Origin of the sequence: Streptococcus australis, from assembly GCF_047463015.1 — a bacterium.
Lineage (GTDB): Bacteria > Bacillota > Bacilli > Lactobacillales > Streptococcaceae > Streptococcus > Streptococcus australis_F.
In genome coordinates this window covers 48,752-72,578 of record NZ_JASHER010000002.1, presented here as the reverse complement: position 1 = coordinate 72,578, position 23,827 = coordinate 48,752, and the positions used below count along the sequence as shown (strand labels likewise).

Genomic DNA, 23,827 nt, shown 5'->3' with positions numbered 1-23,827 from the left:
TTCCCTCCACAATCAAGTTTATGGCAATGAATAGAGTAAATGAGTGCATTTGAGAAAGCAGAACGATGACCATTGAAACTTCCCGCTAGGTAGATTTGAGACGTTAGGATCAAATCTAAGGTATGGAATCCCGAAGGGAGTCGCTACCGTCCGTCCTCACCTAAGGGAAGGTTTATAAAAGGACAAAACCAGCAAGCTAGGCTTACTGGTCTTAACTTATTTCTTTTCAATCGGAGCGACACTGGCCAAGAGTTTCTTGAGCCCCACTTCTGGGAAGTTGATCTTGAGCTCTTGGGTATTGCCACTACCAGAGACTTCTAGGACAGTCCCTTCTCCCCACTTCTTGTGAAGGGCAATATCGCCAATGGACCAAGCGACACTTTCTTTGGCGCTAGAACGGTTGTTATTGCCAAAGGGGAGGCTTGATGATGTGAGGGCACTTGGGGCTGCTTGTCTCTTGCGCTCTTGAAGGGCTTGCGACAGGCTCATTCCTTTTCCGAAGATCGTTCCGCCTCCATTGCTATAAGAAGCCTTAAAGCTAGTGTTGGCTGGACGCGCTAATCCTTGATAGGTCAATAAATCCGAGCTAATTTCATTGATAAAACGCGTCGGGCGGTTGTAGCTGGTCCGTCCAAAGAGCAAACGTGAATTGGCATTGGTCAAGAAGAGAACCTTCTCTGCCCGTGTAATCCCTACATAAGCCAAGCGACGTTCTTCTTCCAACTCATCTGGATCCTCAGCCGCACGACTAAGAGGAAAGACATTTTCTTCCATCCCAATCAAGAAGACGACTGGAAACTCCAATCCTTTAGCTGCGTGAAGGGTCATCAAGGTGACTTCTGAAGTTTCTTGCGCCCCATCATCTGTATCGGCAATCAAGGCCAAATCGTTCAAGAAACGACTCAAGGTCTCCACACCTGTTTCGTCTTCGAGGGTTTCCCCGTTTTCATCAAAATTCTTAGTAACAGACAGGAACTCTTGGATATTCTCGATGCGAGCCTGACTTTCCAAATTTCCTTGATTGGTTAGGGCAGTCATATAACCTGTCTTGTCAAGGACCTCTTCGACCAACTCTGTAATGGTCAGCTGGTCCAATCTTTCTCTCAAATCAAGAATGAGATTGGCAAAGTCCCAGATGGCTTGGGCAGCCTTTCCTTTGATGCCTGATAGCATGATATTGGCTGAAGCATCTAGAAGTGAAGACTCTTGCATTTGAGCAAAATCACGAATCTTATCCACTGTACCTGGCCCGATTCCCCGCTTGGGTTCATTGATAATGCGCTCAAAACTGATATTGTCACTGAGGTTAGCAATCAAGTTCAGATAAGCAATGACATCTCGAATTTCCTTCCGGCTGTAGAATTTGGTGCCCCCCACCATGGTGTAGGGAATGTTGGACTTGAGCAGCGCTTCTTCAATAGTCCGTGACTGGGCATTGGTCCGATAGAGAACAGCAAAATCACGGTGTTTGTAACCCGCTTCGCGACTGAGCTCTTCAATGGTTTTAGCAACAAAGACCGCTTCATCCTGCTCGTCATTGGCCCGGTAGTAGACAATCTCTTCCCCGTCAGCATTTTGGGTCCAAAGATTCTTAGGACGACGATTTTTATTGTTTTTAATGACATCATTGGCTGCTTGCAGGATGGTTTTAGTGGAACGATAATTTTCCTCTAACAAAACGACCTTGGCATCAGGATAATCCTTCTCAAAGTCCAGGATATTCTGCATATCCGCTCCCCGCCAGCCATAAATAGACTGATCCGCATCCCCAACGACACAGATATTTTTAAAACGTGAAGCCAAGAGTTTGACCAACTGGTATTGGGCATGGTTGGTATCTTGATACTCATCCACATGGATGTATTGGAACTTCTGCTGATAATAGGTCAAAACATCAGGATTTTGATCAAAAAGACGCAGGGTCAACATAATCAAATCATCAAAGTCTACCGCTTCTGACTGACGGAGTTCCTTTTGGTAAGCCTCATAGCACTTGGCGACGATTTGGGTATACATATCTCCAGCCTGGGCAGCATAGGCCACTTCATCAATCAGGTCATTTTTGGCATTGGAAATGGTCCCCAAGATGGTCCGTTCATTCCATTTCTTAGGATCCAAATTCAAGGACTTCAAGATCCGCTTCATCAAGGTCCGCTGCTCACCTGGATCGACAATGGTGAAGTTGCGATTGTAGCCAATGTGATCCGCATCTCGACGGAGAATACGCACACACATGGAGTGGAAGGTGGCAATCAAGCAATCTTGGGTGGCTGGATTCAACTGATAAGCCCTCTCCTTCATCTCTCGAGCGGCTTTATTGGTAAAGGTAATGGCCAAAATATTCCAAGGATTAACCATTTTTTCATCGATCAAGTAAGCAATCCGATGGGTCAAGACACGTGTCTTACCCGAACCAGCCCCCGCCATGATCAAGAGGGGACCTTCTGTCGTTTGGACCGCCTCTGCTTGGCGATCATTCATACCATTTAATAAAGGATTCATCTCATACTCCTCATTCATTCAATCGTTCTATTATACCACATTTTCGCCCTTTCTCCTTTTGGAAACAGTTGGCATCATTTGAATTTTGCACTCAAAAAAGCTATAATAAAGCCTTAAGAAGAACGAATTTTTCCTCATCAACAACGATCCAAGTTTGTCGCTTAGGAGGAAAGCTATAGAAGTGTGGAGGAGGTCTAAGTGAATCAATCACAAAGTAATTTAAAACTAGCCGAACGTGGAGCCCTGATCAGTATTGTCGCCTACCTGTTTCTTTCCGCTGCCAAATTAGCAACAGGCCATCTTCTTCACTCCTCCAGTTTGGTCGCTGATGGTTTTAATAACTTATCCGATATTATCAGCAATGTCGCCCTTCTCATTGGCATTCGCTTAGCCCGCCAGCCAGCTGACCGCGACCACCGGTTCGGTCATTGGAAGATTGAAGATCTAGCTAGTCTGGTGACGTCCATCATCATGTTTTATGTGGGCTTTGATGTCCTACGAGATACTGTTCAGAAAATCCTCAGTAGAGAAACCACTGTCATCGATCCTTTAGGGGCTATCGTCGGAGTCGGCTCGGCCCTGGTTATGTTTGCGGTCTACCTCTATAACCGCACCTTAGCTAAGAAAGCCCAATCCAAGGCCCTCAAGGCAGCTGCCAAAGATAACCTCTCTGACGTAGTCACTTCCTTGGGAACTTCTGTTGCGATTGGGGCTAGCGCTCTCAACTACCCCATTGTGGACCAATTGGTGGCCATTGTCATCACCTTCTTTATCCTAAAAACCGCCTACGATATTTTCATCGAATCCTCCTTCAGTCTCTCTGATGGGTTTGATGAAAGTCTCCTGGATAAATACAAGGCGGCGATTCTGGAATTACCAAAGGTTAGCCGGGTCAAATCCCAACGGGGACGGACCTACGGAAGCAATATCTACCTGGATGTCGTCATCGAAATGAATCCAGACCTCTCTGTTTATGAGAGCCATGCGATTACTGAAGAGGTCGAACGCCTTCTCAAGGAAAAATTTGGTGTCTTTGATATCGATGTCCATGTTGAGCCGAGTTCTATCCCTGAAGACGAGATCTTGGACAATGTCCTTCTCAAGTTAAAGACCTATGAAGAACGCTTGCAAGCTCAGCAGGAATACCAAACCCTTCTTGCAGACAACTTCACCCTCATTAATGAATTCGGCCAAGAAAGTCACAAGGAGGACCTGGTCCGTTTGCAAGAAGAACATCAAATTCCTTTTAAGAATTTCGAGATCGAATCCATCAGTCAAAAGACTAAGTTGATTTGCTATGAGTTAAATAACCAGATCCATACCAGTCTCTGGCGGCGTCATGAACACTGGCAAAAGGTCTTTCACCAAATTACCAGTAAACAAGAAAAATAGAACTCTTTACCTCAATCTAACCAGAATAAAAAGCTACTGCAATTCCTTTCTGCAGTAGTTTTTTTGTAAGAAAAAATAGCCCTTCCGGACTATTCTTCTTCTTTAATAAAACCAAATTTATTTAGGGGGTACAATCTGAAATCGACAACACCCTCAATCTGATCTGCTTGAATATAACCAAATTCACGACTGTCTTTGGTATTGTTGCGATCATCATTTAGGACTAAATAACTATGACTTGGTACTTTTCCAGCCTTGGTTCCCTTGAGTTCTCTAGAGAAAAAATCATTTGTAAAATAATCGCCACTTGGGGCTGCCAAATGTTTGGTCTTCATCTTGTCCAAATATGGCTCTGCTGTAGCTACACCATTCAGATAAAAGACATCATCCACATAGCTGACCTCATCGCTCTCTATCGCAATGACACGTCCAAGATATTGTTTCTCTTTTACATGATAGAGGACCAAGTCTGTTCGATCAATTTTCCCCTTTTTAGTCGCTAATACTAAATCATCTTTCTTAACGGAGGCATTGGCCATTTGATCAGATACCCACAATGGTTGAAAAACAAATAGGCGCAAAGTAATGAGTACCAAGCCCAATATTCCAATGATGATAATATTCCGAATCAAATCCCTTTTCGACATTCCTATCCCCCTTTCAGTTCATTCCATTATACCATTTTATTAGACAATAAAAAAGGCCCACATTCCCAAATTGTCAGAAACTTGCACTAAAAAAACCTTGCCTCCAAGCTTTTACGCTTAGAGAACAAGGTTTGTTCATTGGTTAGATTAACGTACTGTACGGATACGCATTGTATTTGTACGAACAGCTTCACCAAGTGGCACACCTGCAACGATTACGATATCGTCACCAGATTGTACAAGACCTGCTTCTACTGCTTTACGTTCTGCGATTTCGAACATATCGTCAGTTGATGATGGAGCATCTGTCAACATTGGGATGACACCCCAGTTCAACATCAATCCACGCTCTGTCAATTCGTCAAATGTCAATGCCAAGATATCAGCATTTGGACGATATTTAGAAATCAAACGTGCAGTGTGACCAGTCTTAGTCAAAGTTACAACCAATTTGATGTCCATTGAGTTTGTAGCGTCTTTAACAGCTGAAGCCATAACTTCTGTCTTAGAGTTACGTTCGAATGAATCTGAGTTCAAACGTCCGTATTCGTTAAGAAGAGTTTGAGCGTTCTTGTCGATGGTAGCCATTGTGCGAACAGACTCAAGTGGGTATTTACCATTTGCAGACTCACCTGAAAGCATTGTAGCATCAGTTCCGTCGATAACAGCGTTAAATACGTCTGATACTTCTGAACGAGTCGCACGTGGTTTTTCAGTCATTGTTTCAAGCATGTTTGTTGCAGTGATAACAACTTTACCAGCAGCGTTCACTTTTGTGATGATCATTTTTTGGTATACTGGAACCATTTCGAATGGTACTTCGATACCCATGTCACCACGAGCGATCATGATACCGTCAGCAGCTTCAATGATTTCATCCAAGTTATCGATACCTTGTTGGTTTTCGATTTTCGCGAACAATTGAACGTGACCGTTACCAGTTTCTTCACAGATAGCACGAACTTCGTTCACGTCTTTTGCAGTACGTACGAATGAGATCGCGATGAAGTTGATACCTTGTTCCAAACCGAAGCGGATATCATCGTTATCGCGTTCAGCAAGAGCTGGGAAAGGAATTTTTGTGTTAGGGATGTTCACACCTTTTTGTTTAGCGATCACACCGTCGTTTTCAACTTCAACGATGAATTCACGAGTAGCATCGTCTTTTTCTACAACACGAAGACCCAATTTACCATCGTCGATCAATACTTGGCGACCAACTTCAACATCATCGTAGATGTCAAGTGCGCCAGCAACGTTCAAGGCAATCACTTCACGAGTTGATTTGATACCTTGTTTAGTCGCAACGCGAATTTTTTCACCAGTTGTATAAGAGTACTCTTTAGCATCTCCTTCGAACAACTCTGTACGGATTTCTGGACCTTTTGTATCAAGAAGGAAACCAACTTTTTTACCAGCGATTTCTTCTGCACGTTTAACTGTTGCCATACGATCACCTTGTTCTTGGTGGTCACCGTGTGAGAAGTTGAAACGGAAAGTGTTGGCACCAGCTTCGATCAATTTAGCGATGTTTTGTGCTGAAGCTTCAACGTCAAGTTTTTCACCCCAATATCCATCATCACCAAATTTTTTACCACCACGGATTTCTACCGCAGGACCTAAGGTTGCAACGATTTTTACACGTTTGTTCATGATTTCTATGACTCCTTTTAAAATACACTGTCTTTTTAGACAAATTTTAACAAATAAATATTAAATAGAAGATAAGCTACGGTTCAACTCTGCAAGGTTCAAGTCAGCCTTGTGAGGGTTGTTCACTTTGATCTTACCGTCTTCAGTTAAGCTAAAGAGGGCACCTTCTTCTGCACTACCAAGAATTGGGTTTTCAACCATTTGTTCATTGCGGATACCAACAGCTACGCCACCGATACCAGCTTTCAGCAACTTAACAGCATGTGCACCCAAACGTGAAGCAAGAACACGGTCACGCGCAGTAGGTGAACCACCACGTTGGATATGTCCAAGTTCTGTTACACGAAGATCGCTTGTATCTCCAGCATCTTTCAAGGCTTTACCAAATTCAGCAGCTGACATCACACCTTCAGCAAGAACGATGATGTTGTGTGTACGACCTTTTTCGTAGCCCTTCTTGATGCTCTCAACGACATCTTCGATAGCAAAGCCTTCTTCTGGAATAATAATTTCATCCGCACCAGAAGCAATACCAGACCAAAGGGCAATATCCCCGGCATTACGCCCCATTACCTCGATAACGAAAGTACGGTGGTGACTAGATGAGGTATCGCGGATCTTATCAATCGCGTCCATAACAGTTGTAACTGCTGTATCAAACCCGATTGTAAAATCTGTACCAACGATATCATTATCAATTGTTCCAGGAAGTCCTACAGCTGGGAAACCATGTTCAGTCAAACGCATCGCTCCGTGGTATGATCCATCACCACCGATAACGACAACACCTTCGATTCCATGTTTTTTCAACTGCTCGATCCCTTTTAATTGACCTTCGCGTTCAGCAAATTCAGGATAGCGAGCTGAATGAAGCATTGTTCCACCACGAGAAATAATATCTCCAACTGATGAAGCATCCAATTGATGGATATCACCAGCAACCATACCAGCGTATCCATTATAGATACCAAATACTTCCATTCCTTCAGAAATTGCTTGGCGAACAACTGCACGGATAGCAGCATTCATTCCAGGGGCATCTCCTCCACTGGTTAAAACAGCAATACGTTTCATTTCGATATTTGCTCCTTTTTTTTCTTTTACATTCTAAATGATTATAACACAAAGAGGCTCAAATTTCTCCTATTTTCCGTAGATTTTATCGATAAATCGTTTTCATAGCAATACTTGCCAGCTCATTTTCTAACTTCTCGTTTTTCTGGACGGAAACTCCTTTTAATTGAATGGTCTTTTTCTCCTCTTCATAGCGAATAACGACAGGATAAGGACCTGGATAAGCTTTTAAAATATCTAAGACTGCCCGGTCCTCCTGGTGATCAAACAATTGAATCCAAAAACGCTGATTGGTGGCTTCTTCTGCTTCCATTAAAACCATCTGAAGACGACCATCTCTAGATTGCACTTTTCCTTTGAGATAGTAATAGCCCTTCTCTCTTATTTTTGAGCTATAGTGGCGATAAATATCAGGAAAAAGAGTGACATCCATCTTCTTTTGGAGATCGGAAACTTGTAAAAAGGCCATATTTTCCCCATTTTTGGTTCGGATGGTCCGGATCGATTGAACTTCAACCAGGATAGTGGCCTGTTCTCCTTCGCTTAAAGAGGCGATCGGTCGAGTCGGTTTGCTACTTGCAGCTACAATTTCCACCAAAGGATGAGGGCTGAGACCAACCCCAATGACCCTCTGCTCCATTTCATACTTCTCGGCCTTGCTATAATCCTCAGCATCCATCCAGGAATAATTAGCTTCCCCAAACAAGCTACCCAGTTCATCCGCAAAGACAAATAGGTTGGGAAGGTTCTGAAGGACTTTTCTGCGATTCTTTTCAAAGCAGTCAAACAAGCCCAATTCTACCAGTGGTGTTAAGAGAGGAAGTTTGTGATACTGGCTATGCAAGCGCAAGATAAAATCTTCAATGCTCTCAAAGGGACGTTGGTCAATAATCCAATAGGCTAGATCTTTTGGAAGACCTTTGATATTTTTCATTCCTAGATAAATCTTCTGATCTTGGAACTTATCCTTATAAGGAATGGTATTAATGGTCAAAGGAGCTACTTGGAAATCAAATTGCAGCGCATCGGTCAAGTAATCACTACTAGAGTAGTTGAGCATAATGTCAAAAAAGACATCTGGATAATGAACTTTAAAGTAAGCCAATTGGAAGGCCAAGGCTGAGTAGGCATAGGCATGGGAACGGTTGAAGCCATAGCCAGCAAATTTTTCCATAATGGCAAAGACTTGCTTGGCTTTTTCTGCACGGTGCCCAAGCGCGACAGCCCCTTTGATAAAGTCATCTTCCATCCGATGCATTTCTGCCACGTTCTTTTTCCCCATGGCCCGTCTGAGGATATCGGCTTTTCCTAGACTAAAGCCAGCAAAGGTCTGAGCCACCTGCATGACTTGCTCCTGATAGAGCATGATGCCGTATGTTGGTGCTAGAATGCCTTCCAAACTAGGATCGATCATATCCACCTTCTCTTTGCCATGCTTGCGTTTGACGAAATTATCAATATAGTCACTAGCCCCAGGCCGGTTCAAGGAAGTTGTCGCAACAATCTCCTCAAAACAATTGGGTTGAACCCTTCTAAGCAAACGAATAGCTCCCGCTTGCTCAAACTGGAAAATCCCTTTGGTATTTCCCGCAGCAAACAAAGCAATCGTTTCCGGATCTTCTAGAGGAATATCCTCGATTTTAATATCCTTTTGATATTTTTCCTTTACTGCTTCCTGCATCCGTTGAGCAAAGGTCAAATTTCGGAGTCCTAAGAAGTCCATCTTGAGCAGACCATTTGCCTCAACACCATGGGCATCATATTGGGTCAGATTCATCTCCTCACCCATCTTGATTGGGATTTGATTGGTGAGATCTTCTCCACTCATGACGACGCCTGCCGCATGAATCGAGGTCTGACGCGGTTGCCCTTCAATCCTCTTCGCAATTTCAAAGCCCTTCCGGTATTCTGGGCGACTTTGAATAGCTTGGCGGAAAGCTACATTTTTTTCATAAGCAGAAGCCAAGGTATCCCGTAAGCCAATCCGCTTGGTGAGGTTGGTTAACTCATACTCTGGGGTTCCAAATCTCTTAAAAACATCTCGAATGGCTTGTTTTGCTCCAAAAGTTGAGAAGGTCACGATTTGAGCCACATGAGGACTGCGGTAGCGATTTTTAACATACTGGATAAATTTGGGACGATAAACATCCGGAATATCAATATCAATATCTGGCATGGTATATCGCTCTAAGTTCAAAAAACGCTCAAAGAGGAGATTGTTCTTAACCGGATCAATCCCTGTGATATCTAAGGCATAGGCTACTAGACTACCAACTGCTGAGCCACGGCCCATCCCCATATAGTAACCTTGGCTTCGACCAAACCGTAACAAATCCCAGACAATCAAGAAGTAGTCATCAAAGCCCATCTGATGGATGACAGCTAATTCATGACGCAAACGCTCTTGGTAAACCCTCTGGTCCAGACCCTTACTTCTCAAGCCCTCCTCAGCCAACTCACGCAATTCCTCGACTGCAGGTTTCTCTGGATTAAAACGGGGAAGCTTTAATTGCGTATCAATCTCATAATGAACGGCAGCAAGAGTCTTTTCTAGATAAGGAATACTATCCGGAAAATTATGTGAAAATGCCCGCTCCAACTCTTCAGGTGGCAGGAACATCATAGAGGTGTCAATAGCTCCTACTTCCTTCAGACTGCAATTATTACGAATGGCGTGAAGCATCTGAAGACTCTCCAAATCACTCGTAGAAAAATATCGGACCGTATGGAGTGGGAAAACAGGACGAGAAAACTGTTTCGCTGGAGTATCCGGAAAGACACCAATCGCAAAGTCTTGGCCTAAGTCTAAATACTCAATCCCTTCAAAATAGGGAACGATGATGGCTATATCATCCAATAAGTGTTGAAAGGCTGACCAATCTGTTGTCCCCATCATTTTCATGCTGGAAATTTTAATTAAGTGTTTGTAGCCTTTGGTTCCTAATGCAACCAAACGGATAGACAAAGGACCCGCCGGTATCTCGACTTCCAAATCAAGACCTAGGACAGCCCCCATACCAGCTTTTTGACACTCTTCTAAAAACTCGTAAGCCCCATATAAATTATCGATGTCCATGAGACCAATTTGTTGGTAACCCATTTCTTTGGCACGATGAATATAGTCTCGAATAGAGACTAAACTGTCCATAAAGGTGTAGACTGATTTTGTGTCCAGCTGTGTAATCACCTTGTTCTCCTTTTCATCCGTTCTTTCCTTCTATTATACAGGAAATCCGGCAAAGAAGACACTCTTACCCATTGCCAATCCTGCCTAACAAAAAAAACAGACCGACTGATCTGCTTTTCTTTCTTATACGGAAGACATGGGATTCGAACCCACGCACGCTGTTACACGCCTACCGCGTTTCCAACACGGCCTCTTAAGCCTCTTGAGTAATCTTCCAAACTAGTATCCATTATACGGAAAAGCGCCCCTTCTGTCAACAAAAAATTTAGGAATCGCTCACAAGATATCATTGCTTGATGGATTTTAAAGAAATAAAAAACGACAAGGATTTGTCGTTTGCATATATAAAATGGATATCGTTCAGGTCGTTGAAAAAACGAATCCCACGACTGCTAAAACTATCAAATTCATTTCGGATGATTCCATCAGCTTTGAGGACTTTCTCCTCATCTGCATAGATTAGAACGCCCATGCTTGCTAAGAAATCATTTCCTTTTTGAAGTAGGCTGGTGATGTTCTTGTAAGCGGAGATTTGCTTCTGTACACTATTTAGTTGCCCTTGCGATTCTTCAATCGCTCGAGTCAATTCATCGTACTGAGCAGATTTCTTATCAACCTCTTCACGCTCTTCCATTGCTTTCACGGATTTGGAGAGTTTCTTATTCTTTTCTAGCAATTGCTTGTTTAGGTCCTGTGTGGCTCTGTAATCGTCTGGGATGACTTCCTTGATAGTTTCCTTGACTTCGACCTTGGCAGATTTGATTCTTTCGTTTTCAGCCTGTAGACGCTTGTTTGCAAGCTTTCTGAGGTTGAGTTTCTTCTTGACTTCCTTCAGCTCTCGCACCGTTGGATTGTCACCATCTTCGATGCGTTGGATCTGCTCCTCTCGCTCTTCTTCTGGAAGAGTTGCGATGAGGTAAAGTGCGGTTCTACCTAAATTACTCAACGTTGAGTAATTTGGAAGTTCTTTTGCAACCTTCATCATTCTGTTCACCTCTGACCAATTAAGATTGATCTTATTCAATCATTCCATAAATTTACCATGGGCCAGATCATTCTCTTTCACATGGTTCAATCGTCTGCCGATTTCCCAAATCGACTGGCCAGCTATTTGCTTGTGATGGCTGATTTCAAGTTCTATCTGAGATAGATTATTTGATAAAGTAATTTCGTTCACACGCTTTTTCCTTTCTGAATTTGATATAATAAAGATAATAAATCAATCGGAGAAACCATTATGTTAATGAAAGCAAAATATGATAATTCTGCGTATGCTGATGTAGACGTAACTGTGACAGATGTTTGTCCTAATTGCAGTAGAGGGATAGAGCCTATCTTAAAAGATTCATCGTTTTACAAAGATGAATACGACCACATCTTATTCCTAACTTTATTTTGTAACTCTTGTAAATATGGATGGGTAGATTCTTACAATTATCTAAACGAATATGGAAGTACCTATCCACGAAACTTACATCACTATAAAGAGCAGCCATCTGAATTCCCTAAAGAAATTTCTAATCTTTCTCCTCAAGGTGTCAAAACATATACTCAGTCTTTGCAAGCTGAAGCAGACGGTTACGACACTTTAGTTGGTATCGGCCTTAGAAAATCGCTTGAGTTTATCATTAAGGATTTCTTAATCCAAAAATTCCCTGAAAAGGCAGATGAGATTAAGAAAAAATTTTTAGGACAAGTCATTATAGAATATATTGATGATCAAATTTTACAAAAGCTTGCTCAGGCCACTTCGTGGATTGGTAACGATGAAACTCACTACGTCCGAAGACACACAGATAAAGATTTACAAGATTTAAAAAAATTTTTAAATGCTACCATTCGCTATATCGAATATCAGCTAACTATTCTGGATGCTCAGAATCTTGTAGACCCTCTTTAGTCAATTTAAATTCCAACTCATCCAGTTTTTCTGCAATATACGTCACAGTCCTCAGTATTTCATTGAGGGCTGTTCTTTCTAGTTCGTTCATTCTTTTCTCCTACTCCTCAAATTTTTCCCATGACTAATTAATTCGCAATTTTTTGTTAATACGAAGTTTCAAGTCATCGCTTCCTTTTCCATCTTTTAGCAGCTATGTGATAGCTGATGGACTAACACCTACAACAATGGACAAGTCCGTCTGTGACCATCCACGTTTTTCAATTCGCTCTTTTACAAGCTCAATCCATTCACGATGTTGTTGGCTCATGTTTATCCTACTTTTTTTAATAGAGTTAAAGAGTTAGTAAATTATTTTATAAAGCTCTTGAAAATTTTAAATAAATAATTTAAAATGAAAGCGTAATAAAAAGAATGATAAAATACTATATCTATCAGTTTTCTTGCTCGCCAAAGCTATTTTATATTTAGATAAGTTTTAACTTCGTTTTTTACTAACTCATTAACTTTACAAAAACTATTTTAAATCATTCATTTATTTTCGCCAAAAATTTTAAATAAATAATTTAAATATTTTTTGTCGATCTCTCAGAAAGGTTGATAAATCAATGTTTCCAACATTTGAAAAAGTTAGAGAATTGGCTCGAAAAAAGGGTTTATCTCTAAATCAAGTTGAAGAAAAATTGGGATATAGCAAAAATACACTTTATTCCTTAAAACGACAAAAAGTAAGTTCTGAGCGATTACAAGAAATCGCTGACTACTTCAATGTGTCCACCGACTACTTATTAGGGCGCACTGATAATCCAAAAATTGCAACAGACGGTGATGCTTCTGCACCGCTTGACCTTCGAGACATTGCTGCGCAATCTATGTTGTTCGATGGTAAACCACTTACTGAAGAAGATATTGATTTTATTACAGCGGTCTTGGAGGCACACTTAAAAAATAAATAGAGGTGCATTTATGACTGTAAAAGAGCTTTGCGCCCTCGAGGGTGTAATTCTATGCTATTTTGACGGGAGCGGATGGCACAGTCCAGGCTTCTTCAATCCAGCATTAAAGGTTCTCGCTCTGGATATTAATTTATCAGAAAAAGACCAAAAGCAAGCGGCCTTGCATGAGTTAGGCCACAAGGACCACACAAAGACTCAATACGAACTAAATAGAGAATTGTGTGAATTACAAGCCGACCGCAGCATGATCCATCATCTACTGGAAGAAGAATTGAAAACCATGGATGACGTGTCAGAATTTAATTAAATCCATTTTATGGAACGATATAATTTAAAAACCATTGCTAATGAGTCGATGGTAATAGAAGAATATAAGGTGTTTGTGGAGGAAAAGGGTTATTTTTATGAAAATAGGAGTTAGAAAACCAAACCTTTCGAAAAGTCTCAAGGCAAGAACTACCTCAAATTTGAAAAGAAAAGTGAAGAAAGCTATTATTCCGACTTATGGGCAGAAAGGCACTGGAATTATTAAAGATCCAAAACGTGCTATTTACAACAAAGTATACAACCAAACTACTGTTGATGCTTTGGGAAGCATAAAAAAGGGACGATCACAGAAACAAAATCAAGCGATTAATACACCAGTTGATAAAAAAATCCACCCTGCCTCTTCATGGTATTTTCCGGTTGGGTTGCTTGCATTATGCACCCTTTTGTATTTCATAATAAATCCTACAATTGGATTTATTCTTTTGTGTTTGACTATTGTTTTATATATTGTAAACATCAAAAATAATCCTTTCAAAACAAAAAAAGATATCCAAGAAGCCTTTGACAAAATTCAGAAATATGAAGAATAAACTTCGAAATAGAGAAGTTATGAACAATGTTAGTTGAATCCTTTAGCATAAATAAGCGATATTTTTAACGAAAGGATAATAGATGAGTTTCATACAGAAGATTTTTAATCATTTCAAGCATACTGCTACTACTTCTGAAACTAATTTGAGGAAATGTGAAGATGATACATTACAAATTGGTGATATCATTCTTTTGCATTGGATTGATACTAACAATGGAGATTTTTTCCCATCATATTTTGAACATGAATATCAAATCAACCCTCAACTTCATAGAAATAAATTAATCCGACTGGGATTGCTGACATTTCAAAAATCAGAAAAAAGTTTATCGAAGCTTAAAGTCGCAGAGTTAAAAGAAATTTTAAAAGTGAAGTCTTTGCCAGTTGGTGGAAAAAAATATGACCTTGTACAAAGAATTATGAATAATTTTGATCTGCTAGAAGATAGTATCCCTTCGTCGATTTGTACCACGAATGTAGGACAGCAGATTTTATTTGAGTATGAAGGTCTTATTAAAGCACACAAGGATCCATATATATCGGCATTTGAATACATGGAATACTCTGGAAATGACCCTTACCTTTCATATGACATCGCTAAAATTAAAATTTTGAATGACCGGATTAATAGCAATATCAACGCTAAATTATTCGGCCTTGTCAGAAACGACTGCCATGCTTTTGGTTGCTTCTTTCTAGATAAGAAAGATTATAAGTTGGCATTGAAATATTTTATCGAAACCATGTTATTTGATTGTTCTGGTCTTGGTAATAGTTATGAATATATTCAAGGTCCTGTTTATATACCACCTATGACAAATAGTTATATCGTTACAAATATCCGCAATATAGCAGAAGAGTGCGACCTAGATGACTATAATTCCGCATTTGATCTTGCAAAAAAAGAAATCAAAAGCTTGAAGAAAAAAATGTTTCTTACAGAAAGTGACTTTAACTTTATTAAAAATAACCTTCTGACAGAAGATCTTTTCGTAATAGAGGAATATCTTAAAAAATACAGTGAATTTGCCCCTTAATTCTAAAACAGATATCTGGCATTCACAATCAACAGCCGTTAATTGCGATTAACCTTGAAATGCAAATAAGGATTAAGAGAAGGGTTCTTTGCGCTCATTCTTTTGTGAAATGAGGTGAAACATAATGGAAATTAAATCTTACAAAAAGAAAAATGCGACACTGCCTATAAGTTTAGGGTCTATGTCGGCAAAGAAAATGAAAAAGACAAGTGAGATTCTCGCAGAGCTTAGTGCGATGAACCCTACTACTACTTATATCTTTGAAAATGAATTTGGAAAACCAATACCGGGAACACTACCACGTAAATGGCTACAACAAATTGTCAAAGATTCGGATATGCGTCCGATTAGGATCCATGGATTCCGCCACACACATGCCAGTCTATGTTTCGAAGCTGGTATGACGCTCAAACAGGTCCAGTACAGACTTGGGCACTCGGACCTAAAGACAACCATGGACATCTATACTCACATCACTAGAGAGGCTAAGGATGACATTGGTGAGAAATTCGCAAACTATATTGATTTTTAAATAAATAACATAAAAACAGACCCTTTGGACAAAAAAGGGTCTGTTTTTGGGTCTGCCAGTTTCAAAAAGGTTCAAAAAGGAATAGGAAGTATAAAACAAAAAACGTTGTATTTACAACGTTTTAGAAAGTTTTAGAAAACTTTAGAAAGTATATATGGAGCCGGTGGGAGTCGAACCCACGTCCAAACATCTGCTAACATATTTGTCTACAACCATAGGTTATGTATTGGTTTAACAGCTCCTCGACACATAACTCAAGCCTAGGAACTGCGAGTCTATCAATCTCTTATCAAACTGCTAGACAAAGTTTGATCGTATCTCGCTAAAATCAAGACCTGTCATCAGACACGAGCAATCCGAATCGGGTCACGCCTGCTGGTTTTTAGGCAGCTAGAGCGTAAGAAGTGTTATTTTTTGCAGTTATATTTAACTGAGCGTTTACGTCGCCACACGAGTCGCAAAATATGCCTCATAATGCCTGTCGAATCCGTAACGACCCCAAAATGATATACTCAAGTGTATCATTTTTTGTATAAAATGGCAAAAGAAAAAGAGGGATCTCTTCCCTCTTTCACTTTTATTGCAAGTTTAGTTTGAATTTTGTTACATAATGTACCGTGAAATACATCGCTACAATTTTCACCACTTCATAGATATAGGCAGGAATAAAGTTAACAACTAAGATATCACTAAGAGTATCAGAAGACATAGTTGCAGTTCTTGAAAGTTCTGAAATAGATATAGAAGGGAACAATCTTCCAATGATACTTAGTACAACCCAAAGGATAAATCCAAAGACGAAGGCCATCACGATACGACTGTTAATGAAGAGCTGACCCAGTGAGATGGCACAGTAGAGCATTAAAATACCTGAAATAGTCGCTAACACTTGAAATAGCAAGCTTTGCCAAATAAGAGATGACCCAATATGTTCGAACAATGGACCAAGTAAATCAAAAATATTCTGTTGTTGAGCGAGGCCAATCACTCCTAAGAAAATAAGCAAAGAAAGAATCAAGCTAATAAAACAGAAGATACTCCAAATCAAAGCAGATGTTACTTTTACAAGTAAAACAGTATGAGATCCAGTTGGCAAGGTCCAGGTCAAATAACCTTCACGACCAAAAATATTGTTGTAAAAACGACGAATAATAATGATATAGTTGGTCAAGGTCAAGCCAATGTAGCCCGCAAAAATGACCAAAACAACAATACTCCCAATAGTTAAGGCTGTGTTTTCTGTGAAAGTTGATGCCCCAGTTATAACACTAGAAGCTAATAAACCAGCAAAAATGGAGAGAATAGCAAGCACACCCGAAATAATGAGATACCACTTATAGGTTGCTTTTAATTCATATTTCATTAATTTCCCAAACATAAGAACCTCCTAATACATTCTAAATTGTTCACGGAAGATCTCATCAATCGATTTACCGTATTGGTTGCGAAGAACAGTTGTGTTTTCATGCAACAGAATACGACCTTGATTGATAAAGAGCGCTTCATCCAAGACTTGTTCAACGTCCGCAATCAAGTGGGTTGAAATCAATACAGATGAGTTTGGACGACGATTTTGAATGATGGTTCTAAGAATGTAATCACGCGCAGCAGGGTCCACCCCACCAATAGGTTCATCAAGAATGTACAAATCCGCTTCACGGCTCATGACCAAAATTAATTGAACTTTTTCTTTATTCCCTTTAGAGAGTTGTTTCAATTTTTGCTCTGGATGTAAATGTAAATCATTTAGCAATTGATAAGCACGTTGCGGATTGAAATCATTATAGAAGTCTTGGAAGAAACGGATTGTTTCTGAAATCTTCATATTTTCATCCAAATAAGTTGTATCTGGCAAATAAGAAACGACTTGTTTGGTTTTTGCAGACGGTACTTGGCCATGGATGTAGACATTACCTGAAGTAGGTTGCAAGAGCCCATTCACTAATTTAATAATGGTGGTTTTCCCACTTCCGTTTGGTCCTAACAAACCAATGATACGACCCGGTTGAATATTGACACTCACATCATATAAGGCAATATGTTTACCATACACTTTTTGAACATGGTCTAGGTAGACCAAAGGGTACTGATTCATAATCTTCTCCTTAATTTAATAATGATTCTATTATAACCTTACTAAGAAGTGATTGCAAGATATAATCAGAAAAGAAAATCGAATGTTCGTACTATTTGATAACCAAATCATCTGTCCAAAAAAAGGAGAAACATCCGTTCCTCCTTTAAAGCAATCTTATTTGATTCCTAAAGCAATCCGCGCATAGCGGCTCATCTTTTCAACCGTCCAAGCTGGGTACCAGACCAATTTTACATCGACCTTAGTCACTTCTTCCATTCCTGTTAAGGCATCATAAATCTGATCCGTCAGCAAGTCTGCCAATGGACAACCCATGGTGGTTAGGGTCATATCGATTTCTGTTTCACCAGTTTCACCATCAAACCGAATTTCGTAGACCAAACCAAGATTGACAATATCAATACCTAATTCCGGATCGATGACTTGCTCTAGGTTTTCAAGAATACGGTTTTTAATTTGTTCGATTTCTTCTGTCGTATAACTCATTCTTTACTCCTTCTTCGTTGGGTTCATCCCTATGAAGAATTTCTTTTTTTACGGAAACCCAAATATTAAGAAAACTCTATAAAAGACTGCCCGAACCTTCCTCGCTCCCGAATCTCTCGGCTCGGGTTAAAAAAGTCCCCCGGACCTGGGTCGCTTTTTTATTTCTAGGCGACCGTTAAAAAGACCCCCCGGACCTGGCCACTCTCTTGTTTTTGGGTGACCGTAAAAAATGTCCACTGGACATTCCTCGCTTCCGAGTTTCTCGGCTCGGGTTAAAAAGGTCCCCCGGACCTTTTTAATCCTCTATAAAATCACGCAATGGTTTGCTTCTGCTTGGGTGGCGCAGTTTGCGGAGGGCTTTGGCTTCGATCTGACGGATCCGTTCACGGGTCACGTTAAAGACTTTCCCAACATCTTCCAAGGTCCGCATTTTACCATCATCCAAACCAAAACGTAAACGAAGGACATTTTCTTCCCGGTCGGTAAGAGTATCAAGGACTTCATCCAATTGTTCGCGTAGTACCACACGAGTGGTGTAATCTACTGGATTTTCAATCACTTCGTCTTCGATAAAATCTCCCAAATGGCTATCGTCCTCTTCCCCAATTGGTGTTTCAAGAGAAACAGGTTCTTGGGCAATCTTCAAGATTTCGCGCACCTTATCAGGTGTCATATCCATGCGTTCCGCAATTTGTTCTGGTGTAGGATCTTGTCCCAATTCTTGCAAGAGGTTGCGTTGTTCACGAACCAACTTGTTAATAGTTTCTACCATGTGGACAGGAATACGAATGGTACGAGCCTGGTCTGCAATGGCACGGGTGATAGCCTGACGAATCCACCAAGTCGCATAAGTAGAGAACTTGAATCCTTTGGTATAGTCAAACTTATCAACGGCCTTCATCAAGCCCATGTTTCCTTCTTGGATCAAATCCAAGAATTGCATCCCACGACCAACATAGCGCTTCGCAATAGAAACAACCAAACGAAGGTTGGCTTCTGCCAAACGTTGCTTAGCTTCCAAATCTCCTTGTTCCACCAAAATGGCCAATTCTTGTTCTTCTTCATTGGTCAAAAGAGGAACGACCCCAATTTCCTTCAAGTACATCCGTACTGGGTCATTGACCTTAGCAGAGTTGCTTCCAAGCAATTCCTCATCCGTCAACTCTGGTTCTTCTTCTTCGTTGTTCAGGACACGCGCACTTGGATTTCCTTCTTTATCCGTGATTGAAATCCCAGCATCTTGAATCCGTTGCAACAAATCATCAATTCCATCGGCATCCAAAGCAAAAGGAATGACCAATTGATCATTGATTTCATCATCTGTTGCAGTACCACTTTTCTTATGACTACGAATAAACTCTGCAATTTGGACATCTAAAGTTGTGATATCTTTTTGTTCTTTCGCCATTCCTACTCCATTCTTCTTTTTTGAGCGATTAGTCGCTCGAGTTCCAATAAAGCCTGATCCGCATCTCCACTGTGAGAGGCTTCTCGGACTTTTTTCCCTATTTGTTGACTTTCTTTACGGAGAAGCTCACGATTTCTCGTTTCTTCCACTTCTTCCAGCTCATTCTCCGCTATTTCATCCGGTAAATTTTCTTCTAACATCAGATACCAGGCTCGTTGGACTTCCTCTGTCTGCTCGGACAAATCCTGCGATGTCACTTCTCCATTTTGGCAAAGAAGTTGGTACAAGGTTTGCAAGGCAGGGGTATCAAATGAAAAATCTGTCCGAAGACGATATTCATTCAAAACATAAGGAAAAGCGTTCATCCGATGGAGAAGATGATTCTCAGCCCGAACCAGGCGAGGCAACTGCTTCTGTACAACAGTTGGACTAGCAACTGGAGCTTGTGTCTGGATTGGACCTTGATCTTGACGCTGACTACGCATCTGAAGACGACTAGCATTAACCGTTTGTTCCACCTGCAAATAATCAAAATCAACCAAGAGGTCGGCTAATTTATAAATGTAGGTGTTTTGTGCCGTTACAGATGGCGTCTGAGCAATTAAAGGAGCCATTTTCTCAACAAATTCAATCTGCGCCTGCAAATTTTCAATATTGTCTGGCTTCCAATAATCCATGAGAAATTCTACGCGGCTAAGACGTGTTTTTTCCAATAAGTCTGCTAAAGCTTGCGGTGAATTCTTTTTGAGATACTCATCAGGGTCCATCTGGTCAGGAATCTGGACAACCTCTACTTCCTGTTTTTCCAGAACCTCTAAAGCTTTTGCTGTCGCTAGCCTTCCCGCTTTATCTCCATCATAGGCCAAGATAACCTTTTTGGTAAATTTGCTGAGATGGGCTACATGTTCACGGGTCAGTGCTGTCCCCATGGAAGCAACCGCATTCTCAATCCCAGCCCGGTAGGCTGCAATGACATCCATGAATCCTTCCATCAGGTAAAGTTCATGGTTCTTCTTAGCGACCTGCTTGGCCTTATCCAAATGGTACAACTCATAACTCTTGTTAAAAAGGAGCGTACTACGGCTGTTCTTATATTTCCCCTGAGGCTTGGTCCCTTCGGCTTGGTCACGCCAAAGTCGACCAGAAAAAGCAATGACTCGGCCAGTATCGTCCGATAAGGGAAACATAATACGATCTTGAAAAGCATCATACATAGTTCCCATATCACTAATATGAAACAGTCCCGACTCGGCCATAATGTTTTCTGAAAACTTTCCGGAAACACTCTGATACAGATAATTCCCTTCTGCTGGTGCTAGGCCTATTTGAAAATGCCGAAGCATCTCATCATCAAGCCCTCGATCATAAAGGTATTGCCGAGCCTCTTCACCCATCTTTGTCGTCATCAGGATGGCATGATAGAACTTGGCAGCCTCTTGATGGATTTCATAGAAGGGCTGTTTCTCATCTGCTTGTTGGGGCCTAGACTGACTTGGAGGAAGAGTCTGGACACGAATGCCCACCTGATCTCCGACAATTTGAACAGCTTCCATGAAGGAGACACCACGATAGTCTTCGATAAACTTAAAAACATCGCCTGATTTGCCACAACCAAAACAATGATAGAACTGTTTATCCTCGACGACATTAAAAGAAGGCGTCTTTTCACCATGAAAAGGGCAGAGACCTAAAAAGTTTCGTCCTGCCTTTGTCAATTGAACAACTTCTCCGATTACATCTACAATATTCACACTGTTTTTTATTTCTGAAATCAGTTGTTTGTCAACCATAAACAGTGCCTCCATTTTACCATAGAATATCATTAACTATTTTAAACTAATTTTTGTCAATTGTAAATCATCCGCATTGATTTTCACCCGATTTTTCCACATTTTTCCTGAGTTTTGAAAGCCTCCATTTTTCTTAAATCAACTTTTTAAAAAAATTTGAGCATATTTATTGAATACGAAAAAAATTTTAGTTATACTATGCTCTGTAAAATTTATTATGAAAGGACATATTTAGGATATGTTAAAAGATTTGAAAGCTTTTCTCCTTCGTGGGAATATTGTTGACCTTGCTGTCGCAGTCGTTATCGGAGCTGCATTTGGAGCTATCGTAACATCATTTGTTAACGATATCATCACTCCACTTATTTTGAACCCAGCTATGAAAGCTGCTGGTGTTGAAAAGATTGCACAATTGTCATGGAACGGTGTTGCTTACGGTAGCTTCTTGAGCGCTGTTATCAACTTCCTTGTTGTTGGTACTGTTCTTTTCTTCGTAGTAAAAGCTGCTGAGAAAGCTCAAAACCTTGGTAAAAAAGAGGAAGCTGCTGAAGAAGAAGCTGCTCCTACTCAAGAAGAGTTGCTTGCTGAAATCCGCGACTTGCTTGCAAACAAATAATCAGATAAAAAGATCCGATCTTCTAGCTAGAAGGTCGGGTTTTTTATCTTCAATTTTTCTAGAGAAACAAAAAACAGACCGAAGTCTGTTCTTGTATTCAATTAGAATTTTTTACGTTTACGAGCTGCTTCTGATTTACGTTTACGTTTTACAGAAGGTTTTTCATAGAATTCACGTTTGCGTGTTTCTTGAAGAGTACCAGCTTTAGTAACCGCGCGTTTGAAACGACGAAGAGCATCGTCAAGAGATTCATTCTTACGTACTACTGTTTTTGACATGTTTTTCACTCCCTTCAAGTTCAAGATCTATTCTATTCTACACGGAATTCTGTAGATTGTCAAGAAAAAGTTAAAGGAATTCATCTCTCACCATCATCTTAGCTTCAAAACTGTGCTAGAATTTCAGATTTTGGAAAATCCTTTCATTCATAACGATCATAAAGCTTTGACACTACTTGTTCGAATGCTTCTACTTCCTCCCAATAATTCGTTGGGAGATTGCTAATTTTACTTAGATCATTCTCGTCAAAATGATAGACCAGATGACGCAAAATTTGAGTTTCTATCCAGCGCAAATCTCTTAGTTGCTCGATACTAACTGACTCCAATCCTACTAGATACTGACAAAGAGCAGCAAGTGACTCCGAATGAAACACTTTCTTCTCATGCAAATAATATAGAAAACTAAAATGATCAGCTCTTCGATTGTCTTCTATTAAATTCCTTTCTTTCATCCCTACTCCTTTATAAAAACTGCTACTCAACAAAAGATAAAAACACTTTCCGTAATGTCTACGAAAAGTGTTCTGGTCTTACATATAAAGGAAGCTAAAGAGGGCAATGGCAACAATTGCAGCCAAGATTGGTGCTACAACTGGTACCCAAGCGTACCACCATTTTGAATCTCCCTTGTGTTCACCTAAGACAGATTTTGGAAGGAAGGCGTGAACCAAACGTGGACCAAGGTCACGTGCAGGGTTCAAACCAGGTCCTGTAGGACCACCAAGTGATGTCACCAAAGCCATAACGAGGAATCCAAGTGCCAAGTGAGCAACTCCTAGACCAGGAGCATGTGCTTGTGACAAAGCCAATTTTGCAGCTGTTGAAGAAGCATCGAAAATCCCTCCCTGCTCAGTCGCAGCTCTTTGAGCTAGAGAAGCAACCTCAGCACCGAAGAAGTGTTTTGTCAAGGCAAGTGCACCAAAGAAAAGGACGAATGATCCTGCAAACTCATTGACGAAACCATTGATGGTTGCTGCTTTACGTGATTCAGGAGTTCCTTTATCCAAGCTAGAAATCGTTGAGAAAGTTCCCAAGATATTGTTTGGATTTTCAGTTTGAAGGTAATATGGACGGTGAGTCGCAACGACAACCAATTGTCCAAACATGGCTCCAAGAACTTGAGCAACGATGTAGTATAAAACATTTTCCCAAGGGAAGAGGCCACTAACTGCAAGTCCAATCGTAAAAGCAGGGTTGATATGGTTTCCTGATACATTACCAAACATCAAGGCTGGCATCATAACACCTATTCCATAGCCAATTGCAATCACGAGCCATCCACTTTGATGCCCTTTGGTACCCTTCAATTCAACGTTTGCAACGGCACCATTTCCTAAAATAATCAATAAAGCTGTTGCAATAAATTCGGTCGCAACTTTAACCCAAAAATCAAATTGCATTTTTGAATA

At 40.6% G+C, this 23,827-nt stretch carries 20 protein-coding genes, 1 tRNA gene, 1 other RNA gene and 3 pseudogenes; 8 read left to right on the top strand and 17 right to left on the bottom strand.

What is annotated here, in order from left to right; all coding sequences use genetic code 11:
* Positions 1-216: 216 nt before the first annotated feature.
* Positions 217-2,502, bottom strand: coding sequence for a DNA helicase PcrA (pcrA, locus tag QM873_RS02150; RefSeq protein ID WP_414278715.1), 2,286 nt, complete (start codon positions 2,500-2,502; stop codon positions 217-219).
* 198 nt (positions 2,503-2,700) lie between these two features.
* Between pcrA and QM873_RS02145 the strand changes: the two genes are divergently transcribed.
* A complete protein-coding gene (locus QM873_RS02145) occupies positions 2,701-3,894 on the top strand; it encodes a cation diffusion facilitator family transporter (RefSeq protein ID WP_414278714.1) in 1,194 nt (397 codons plus the stop codon).
* A gap of 89 nt (positions 3,895-3,983) precedes the next feature.
* Here the strand turns inward: QM873_RS02145 and lepB are convergent, their stop codons facing one another.
* From lepB to QM873_RS02115, 6 genes and pseudogenes are all read right to left on the bottom strand, one after another.
* Positions 3,984-4,541: a signal peptidase I gene (gene lepB / locus QM873_RS02140; RefSeq protein ID WP_129822192.1), complete on the bottom strand. Its 558-nt coding sequence runs from the start codon at positions 4,539-4,541 to the stop codon at positions 3,984-3,986.
* 147 nt (positions 4,542-4,688) lie between these two features.
* On the bottom strand, positions 4,689-6,194 hold the full coding sequence (pyk, locus tag QM873_RS02135; protein WP_287514751.1) for a pyruvate kinase: 1,506 nt from the start codon (positions 6,192-6,194) through the stop codon (positions 4,689-4,691).
* A gap of 60 nt (positions 6,195-6,254) precedes the next feature.
* Positions 6,255-7,268: a 6-phosphofructokinase gene (gene pfkA, locus QM873_RS02130; protein WP_048689104.1), complete on the bottom strand. Its 1,014-nt coding sequence runs from the start codon at positions 7,266-7,268 to the stop codon at positions 6,255-6,257.
* Between the two features lie 85 nt (positions 7,269-7,353).
* A complete protein-coding gene (locus QM873_RS02125; protein WP_414278713.1) occupies positions 7,354-10,455 on the bottom strand; it encodes a DNA polymerase III subunit alpha in 3,102 nt (1,033 codons plus the stop codon).
* 128 nt (positions 10,456-10,583) lie between these two features.
* Positions 10,584-10,671: transfer RNA gene (locus QM873_RS02120), tRNA-Ser, on the bottom strand.
* A gap of 70 nt (positions 10,672-10,741) precedes the next feature.
* Positions 10,742-11,632 (bottom strand): annotated as a pseudogene (locus tag QM873_RS02115) (DUF3102 domain-containing protein).
* A gap of 60 nt (positions 11,633-11,692) precedes the next feature.
* Here QM873_RS02115 and QM873_RS02110 point away from each other — a divergent pair.
* On the top strand, positions 11,693-12,355 hold the full coding sequence (locus tag QM873_RS02110) for a DUF4145 domain-containing protein (RefSeq protein WP_414278712.1): 663 nt from the start codon (positions 11,693-11,695) through the stop codon (positions 12,353-12,355).
* Here the strand turns inward: QM873_RS02110 and QM873_RS02105 are convergent.
* Positions 12,318-12,446 (bottom strand): hypothetical protein, encoded by a 129-nt coding sequence (locus tag QM873_RS02105; protein WP_270288767.1) that lies wholly within the window; start codon positions 12,444-12,446, stop codon positions 12,318-12,320. The genes QM873_RS02110 and QM873_RS02105 overlap by 38 nt on opposite strands.
* A gap of 517 nt (positions 12,447-12,963) precedes the next feature.
* On the opposite strand from QM873_RS02105, the gene QM873_RS02100 reads away from it, so the two are divergent.
* The 5 genes and pseudogenes from QM873_RS02100 to QM873_RS02080 all read left to right on the top strand — a co-directional run.
* Entirely contained in the window at positions 12,964-13,311 is a 348-nt protein-coding gene (locus tag QM873_RS02100; protein WP_270288768.1) for a helix-turn-helix domain-containing protein, read from the top strand.
* Positions 13,312-13,321: 10 nt separating this feature from the next.
* Positions 13,322-13,732, top strand: a pseudogene (locus QM873_RS02095) (ImmA/IrrE family metallo-endopeptidase).
* Positions 13,716-14,171, top strand: coding sequence for a hypothetical protein (locus tag QM873_RS02090; RefSeq protein WP_270288769.1), 456 nt, complete (start codon positions 13,716-13,718; stop codon positions 14,169-14,171). Before QM873_RS02095 ends, QM873_RS02090 begins: the two are co-directional and overlap by 17 nt.
* Before the next feature lie 82 nt (positions 14,172-14,253).
* Complete coding sequence (locus QM873_RS02085; RefSeq protein WP_270288770.1) at positions 14,254-15,210, top strand: SAP domain-containing protein; 957 nt, start codon at positions 14,254-14,256, stop codon at positions 15,208-15,210.
* A gap of 124 nt (positions 15,211-15,334) precedes the next feature.
* Positions 15,335-15,742: pseudogene (locus QM873_RS02080) on the top strand (tyrosine-type recombinase/integrase); the annotation flags it as partial.
* Positions 15,743-15,894: 152 nt separating this feature from the next.
* On the opposite strand, the gene ssrA reads toward QM873_RS02080, so the two are convergent.
* From ssrA to dnaG, 6 genes are all read right to left on the bottom strand, one after another.
* Positions 15,895-16,242, bottom strand: a transfer-messenger RNA (tmRNA) gene (gene ssrA, locus QM873_RS02075).
* A gap of 77 nt (positions 16,243-16,319) precedes the next feature.
* Entirely contained in the window at positions 16,320-17,120 is an 801-nt protein-coding gene (locus tag QM873_RS02070) for an ABC transporter ATP-binding protein (RefSeq protein ID WP_120702119.1), read from the bottom strand.
* A 9-nt stretch (positions 17,121-17,129) separates the two neighbouring features.
* The gene (locus QM873_RS02065) at positions 17,130-17,837 is read right to left on the bottom strand and encodes an ABC transporter ATP-binding protein (protein WP_270288772.1); all 708 of its coding nucleotides are present in this window, start codon (positions 17,835-17,837) and stop codon (positions 17,130-17,132) included.
* Between the two features lie 156 nt (positions 17,838-17,993).
* Positions 17,994-18,323, bottom strand: coding sequence for a metal-sulfur cluster assembly factor (locus QM873_RS02060; RefSeq protein WP_006596590.1), 330 nt, complete (start codon positions 18,321-18,323; stop codon positions 17,994-17,996).
* Positions 18,324-18,618: 295 nt separating this feature from the next.
* Positions 18,619-19,731: an RNA polymerase sigma factor RpoD gene (gene rpoD, locus QM873_RS02055; protein WP_023022794.1), complete on the bottom strand. Its 1,113-nt coding sequence runs from the start codon at positions 19,729-19,731 to the stop codon at positions 18,619-18,621.
* A gap of 2 nt (positions 19,732-19,733) precedes the next feature.
* Positions 19,734-21,521 carry a DNA primase gene (gene dnaG / locus QM873_RS02050; protein WP_270288773.1) on the bottom strand — a complete coding sequence of 596 codons (1,788 nt, stop codon included), beginning with the start codon at positions 21,519-21,521 and terminating at the stop codon, positions 19,734-19,736.
* A 238-nt stretch (positions 21,522-21,759) separates the two neighbouring features.
* Here dnaG and mscL point away from each other — a divergent pair, with 238 nt between their 5' ends.
* On the top strand, positions 21,760-22,137 hold the full coding sequence (gene mscL / locus QM873_RS02045) for a large conductance mechanosensitive channel protein MscL (protein WP_048689389.1): 378 nt from the start codon (positions 21,760-21,762) through the stop codon (positions 22,135-22,137).
* Positions 22,138-22,238: 101 nt separating this feature from the next.
* Here mscL and rpsU read toward each other — a convergent pair whose 3' ends face one another.
* From rpsU to gla, 3 genes are all read right to left on the bottom strand, one after another.
* Complete coding sequence (gene rpsU / locus QM873_RS02040) at positions 22,239-22,415, bottom strand: 30S ribosomal protein S21 (RefSeq protein ID WP_000048054.1); 177 nt, start codon at positions 22,413-22,415, stop codon at positions 22,239-22,241.
* A gap of 143 nt (positions 22,416-22,558) precedes the next feature.
* Positions 22,559-22,870 carry a hypothetical protein gene (locus QM873_RS02035; RefSeq protein WP_270288774.1) on the bottom strand — a complete coding sequence of 104 codons (312 nt, stop codon included), beginning with the start codon at positions 22,868-22,870 and terminating at the stop codon, positions 22,559-22,561.
* Between the two features lie 78 nt (positions 22,871-22,948).
* Positions 22,949-23,818, bottom strand: coding sequence for an aquaglyceroporin Gla (gla, locus tag QM873_RS02030; RefSeq protein WP_123159324.1), 870 nt, complete (start codon positions 23,816-23,818; stop codon positions 22,949-22,951).
* Positions 23,819-23,827 lie beyond the last annotated feature (9 nt).